Genomic DNA, 3992 nt, shown 5'->3' on the forward strand with positions numbered 1-3992 from the left:
CTTCTTCGTTATAAAGTATTTGTTTTCACAAATAAGTTATTAGTTAACACTTGCAAGTTATTAGTTATAAGTTATAACTAAAAAAAATAATAAGTTATAAGTTATAAGTAAATAAAATATTTAAAAAAATCAAAAAAAATAACTATGGAAAAAAAAGATATAAAATACTGAAAGTCGCAGAAAAATTAAAAGAATAAAATTTAATAAGAAATTCATAAATTTTGATGAATTTTTTCAACCAATTCAATAAAAGCCATAATTACACCTCCAAACAATTTATCTATAATATTTAACTAAAAATCCTAATGAGTCAAGTCTCTTGTCCCATTGTCAACCATAAAATCACACCTATAATCATTTGTTCGAAGAAACAAACACTTCAAACCTAGTTAATAATATATACAACCCCATATAAATAGTTTTTCGAATGTAAGTACTCACTTGCATCTTAAAATTATAAAATAATAAATATTAATTAAATAAATATAAAATTAAGATTAATTAAAGATTTAAAAAAAATAAAGAGAGAAAATTTAAAAAAAAGAAAAAAAGAGAGTTAAAGAAAGCTCAATAGTTATTTAGCATTTTGCATGGTTCCAGCAAAATAGCTTGCATATCCTTTCAAGTCCAACATTCCATGACCTGAGAAGTTCATGACAATTGTCTTTTCCTCACCAGTCTCTTTGCATTTTAATGCTTCATCAATTGCAACTTTAATTGCATGAGTGGTTTCAGGTGCTGGAACAATGCCCTGATTGCGAGCAAAAGTGATTCCTGCATTGAAACAGTCAACTTGATGAGCAGATCTTGGTTCAATAAATCCTTCCTTAGTTAAAAGGGAAACGATAGGAGACATTCCATGATACCTTAATCCGCCTGCATGAACGGTAGGGGCAACGAAATCATGACCTAATGTAAACATCTTGAGCATAGGAGTGAATTCATTGGTATCGCCGAAGTCATATTCATAAGAACCTTCAGTTAATGTAGGACATGCGCTTGGTTCAACAGCAATGAATTGGGTATCTGAATTTCCATCAATTTTGTCCTTGATGAATGGGAATAAAGATCCGGCCAAATTACTTCCTCCACCAGCACATGCAATCATCACATCAGGGGTTTCTTCTGCAATTTCAAGTTGGGTTTTAAGTTCCTGACCTATGATGGTCTGATGCAACATAACATGGTTTAAAACACTTCCCAGTGAATATTTAACTTCATCATTCTCCAAAGCCTCTTCCATAGCTTCGGAAATAGCTACACCTAATGAACCAGGGTGTTCTGGATTATTGGCTAAAATCTCACGTCCGACCTTGGTGTTTTCACTTGGGGAAGCATATACATTACTATCATAAATGTTCATGATGTTTTTTCTGTCTGGCTTCTGGTTGAAAGATACCTTAACCATGTAAACTGTACATTCTATTCCAAGCAAATTACATGCTAAAGATAATGCAGTACCCCATTGGCCAGCGCCGGTTTCAGTAGTTAATCTTTCAACACCTTCCTTTTTAGCAAAATAGGCTTGAGGAATAGCAGAATTTAATTTATGTGAACCTGTTGGAGAAGAATCTTCCCTTTTGAAATAGATTTTAGCAGGAGTATTCAAATACTCTTCAAGCTTATTGGCCCTGACCAAAGGAGATGGTCTGCCCATTTCCATATAAAGTTCCCTAACCTCATTAGGAATATTAATATATCGGTCCGTAGCAAATTCCTGTTCTAAAGCGGCTTTTGTAAAAGCAATCTGTAAAGAAGAAATCTGATCTTTTCCTTCACTGTTTTTTGGTGCAGGAAGTTCTACAGGTAAGTCGGCAAGCATATTGTACCATTGTTTAGGCACTTCATCTGATGATAATTCAATTTTGTAAGTCATAATAATACTTACATTAATGTACTATATAAAACTTTGTTGTACAAAAATGTACATTTAATTATTATATATTATAAAAAACAATCTAAAATCATGAGAATTTTAGCTATTGATGTCGGAACCGGAACACAAGATATAATGATTTATGATACTGAAAAGGAACTGGAAAACTCGATTAAAATAGTTCTGCCTTCACCGCACTTATACATTTCCCAGCAAATAAGAGAAATTGAGAACGACATTTATTTCGATGGAGAAATAATGGGTGGAGGAAAGATTAAAAGAAGTATCCTGGAACACATGGAAAAAGGATATAACGTGGTAATGGAGCCAACATGTGCAAAAACAATACGTGATAACCTGGAACAGGTAAAAGCTATAGGAATCGAAATAGCCGATGAGGAAAAAGAATATAAAGGCTATACTAAAATCACAATGGGAGACATCAATATCACAAAATTGTCTGAATTTTTACTGGCATATGATTTGGAATTCGACTTTGATAAAATTGCAATTGCCGTGCAGGACCATGGATATAACGAAAACATGGGGGATAGGGACTTCAGATTTGAAAAGATAAGAGAAAAGGTTTGTGAACCGATTTCCCCATTGGAATTCGGATTCAAAGATGATTTGCCAGATTACTTCACTAGAATGCAGGCTGTAAGAAGGCAGGTTAAAAATGAAGGAATAGAAGAGGTGCCCCTTGTAATGGATACTAAATTCGCATCAATTGCCGGAATGTGTTATGATGAGGTTGCAGAAAAACTAAACAGTTTTATTGTAATTGACATTGGAAACGGCCATACTACAGCTGCTTCAATCGAAGATGGAAAAATACAAGGTGTGTTTGAACACCATACCTCAAGTTTGACTGGTGAATCACTTGAAAGATATATGAAAAGATTGGCGTCAGGCGAAATCACACACGAAGAGGTTCATGAAGACCACGGCCATGGAGCCCATGTTCTAAATCCTATTTCAAAGATAGAAAAGGTTATTGTCAGCGGACCGAAAAGGGAACTGATTGAAAAGACAAACCTCGACTGGCATCATGCAGCCCCAGGCGGAGACGTTATGATGACCGGGACAATCGGCTTAATCAAAACAATTCTAGGATAGATTTTATGTTGAAAATGGATTCACATATTCACAGTGAATATTCCCCAGACTCATCTTCAAAAATTGATGACATCTTAAAAGTTGCAAAAAGGAAAAATATTGATGTAATATCTATCAGCGATCACAATACTGTAGATGGAACCAAGGAAGTTTTACAAAAAACAAGAAGTACAGATATACTTGCAATTCCATCCATAGAGATTTCTTCAACACAAGGCCATATTCTTGGTTTTGGGTGTGAGGAAAATGTACCTAGAGACCTATCACCTGAAGATACTATAGACAGAATTCATGATTTAGGCGGTCTTGCAATTATACCTCATCCATACTGCTTTTACCGTCACGGACTGTTATGTAAAAGTGACTATAAGAATTTGAAAATTGATGCAATTGAGACAAAAAACGCAAGATTCATAGTTGGATACTGTAACAATAAGGCAAAAAAATTATCGAAAAATGAACAGTTGCCTGGATTGGGTGCCAGTGATGCACATTACTACAAATTTGTCGGTGACTGTTACAGTCTCATAAAAGCAAATCAGGATATCGACAGTATCTTAAAAGCTATAAAAAAAGGACATGTAGAATCTCGAGGAAAAGGTACTTCGAACATATTGCTTTCAAAGTATCTTTTCGAGAGAAATGTTCTAAAGAAATTTGATTAAAAAGAGTTATTCAGTCTTTTCAATTAAAATTTCTATTATAGAAACGTTTGTTTTTTCATGGTTATAGTTTTCAATTTCTTCAGTAGAAATTTGAATATCTACAACATCTGAATCAGGTACGAACCTGTTTCTGACTATTTCTGCAGCATCGACAGCACGACTAATAGCTTTGCCTCTAGCTCTGAGAAGAACACTGTTTGAGCCTTCATTAAACTGTGTAACAACTGCTAAAACATAATTCATTACAGGTTTACTACCTACAAAAATTGTATTATTCTCCATATATAGTCACCATATTAATATTTGTGATTGATGTATATAAAATTTTACAT

4 protein-coding genes are annotated in these 3992 nt (G+C 33.9%); 2 read left to right on the forward strand and 2 right to left on the reverse strand.

The window, feature by feature from the left end:
* Positions 1 to 574: 574 nt before the first annotated feature.
* Positions 575 to 1876 carry a TrpB-like pyridoxal phosphate-dependent enzyme gene (locus tag ACKI3D_RS09140; RefSeq protein ID WP_407393910.1) on the reverse strand — a complete coding sequence of 434 codons (1302 nt, stop codon included), beginning with the start codon at positions 1874 to 1876 and terminating at the stop codon, positions 575 to 577.
* Between the two features lie 90 nt (positions 1877 to 1966).
* Here ACKI3D_RS09140 and ACKI3D_RS09145 point away from each other — a divergent pair, with 90 nt between their 5' ends.
* Both ACKI3D_RS09145 and ACKI3D_RS09150 read left to right on the forward strand, forming a co-directional pair.
* Complete coding sequence (locus ACKI3D_RS09145) at positions 1967 to 2995, forward strand: DUF1786 domain-containing protein (RefSeq protein WP_407393912.1); 1029 nt, start codon at positions 1967 to 1969, stop codon at positions 2993 to 2995.
* Between the two features lie 5 nt (positions 2996 to 3000).
* Entirely contained in the window at positions 3001 to 3660 is a 660-nt protein-coding gene (locus tag ACKI3D_RS09150) for a CehA/McbA family metallohydrolase (RefSeq protein ID WP_407393913.1), read from the forward strand.
* A gap of 6 nt (positions 3661 to 3666) precedes the next feature.
* Here the strand turns inward: ACKI3D_RS09150 and albA are convergent, their stop codons facing one another.
* Complete coding sequence (gene albA / locus ACKI3D_RS09155; RefSeq protein WP_407393914.1) at positions 3667 to 3942, reverse strand: DNA-binding protein Alba; 276 nt, start codon at positions 3940 to 3942, stop codon at positions 3667 to 3669.
* Positions 3943 to 3992: the final 50 nt, after the last annotated feature.

The organism is Methanobrevibacter sp. (assembly GCF_045586545.1).
GTDB lineage: Archaea > Methanobacteriota > Methanobacteria > Methanobacteriales > Methanobacteriaceae > Methanocatella.

Excerpts from the sequence above, each read along its gene's own strand:
- ACKI3D_RS09140 (WP_407393910.1), bottom strand. The coding sequence starts at position 1,876 with ATGACTTACAAAATTGAATTATCATCAGATGAAGTGCCTAAACAATGG.
- ACKI3D_RS09145 (WP_407393912.1), top strand. The coding sequence starts at position 1,967 with ATGAGAATTTTAGCTATTGATGTCGGAACCGGAACACAAGATATAATG.
- ACKI3D_RS09150 (WP_407393913.1), top strand. The coding sequence starts at position 3,001 with ATGTTGAAAATGGATTCACATATTCACAGTGAATATTCCCCAGACTCA.
- albA (WP_407393914.1), bottom strand. The coding sequence starts at position 3,942 with ATGGAGAATAATACAATTTTTGTAGGTAGTAAACCTGTAATGAATTAT.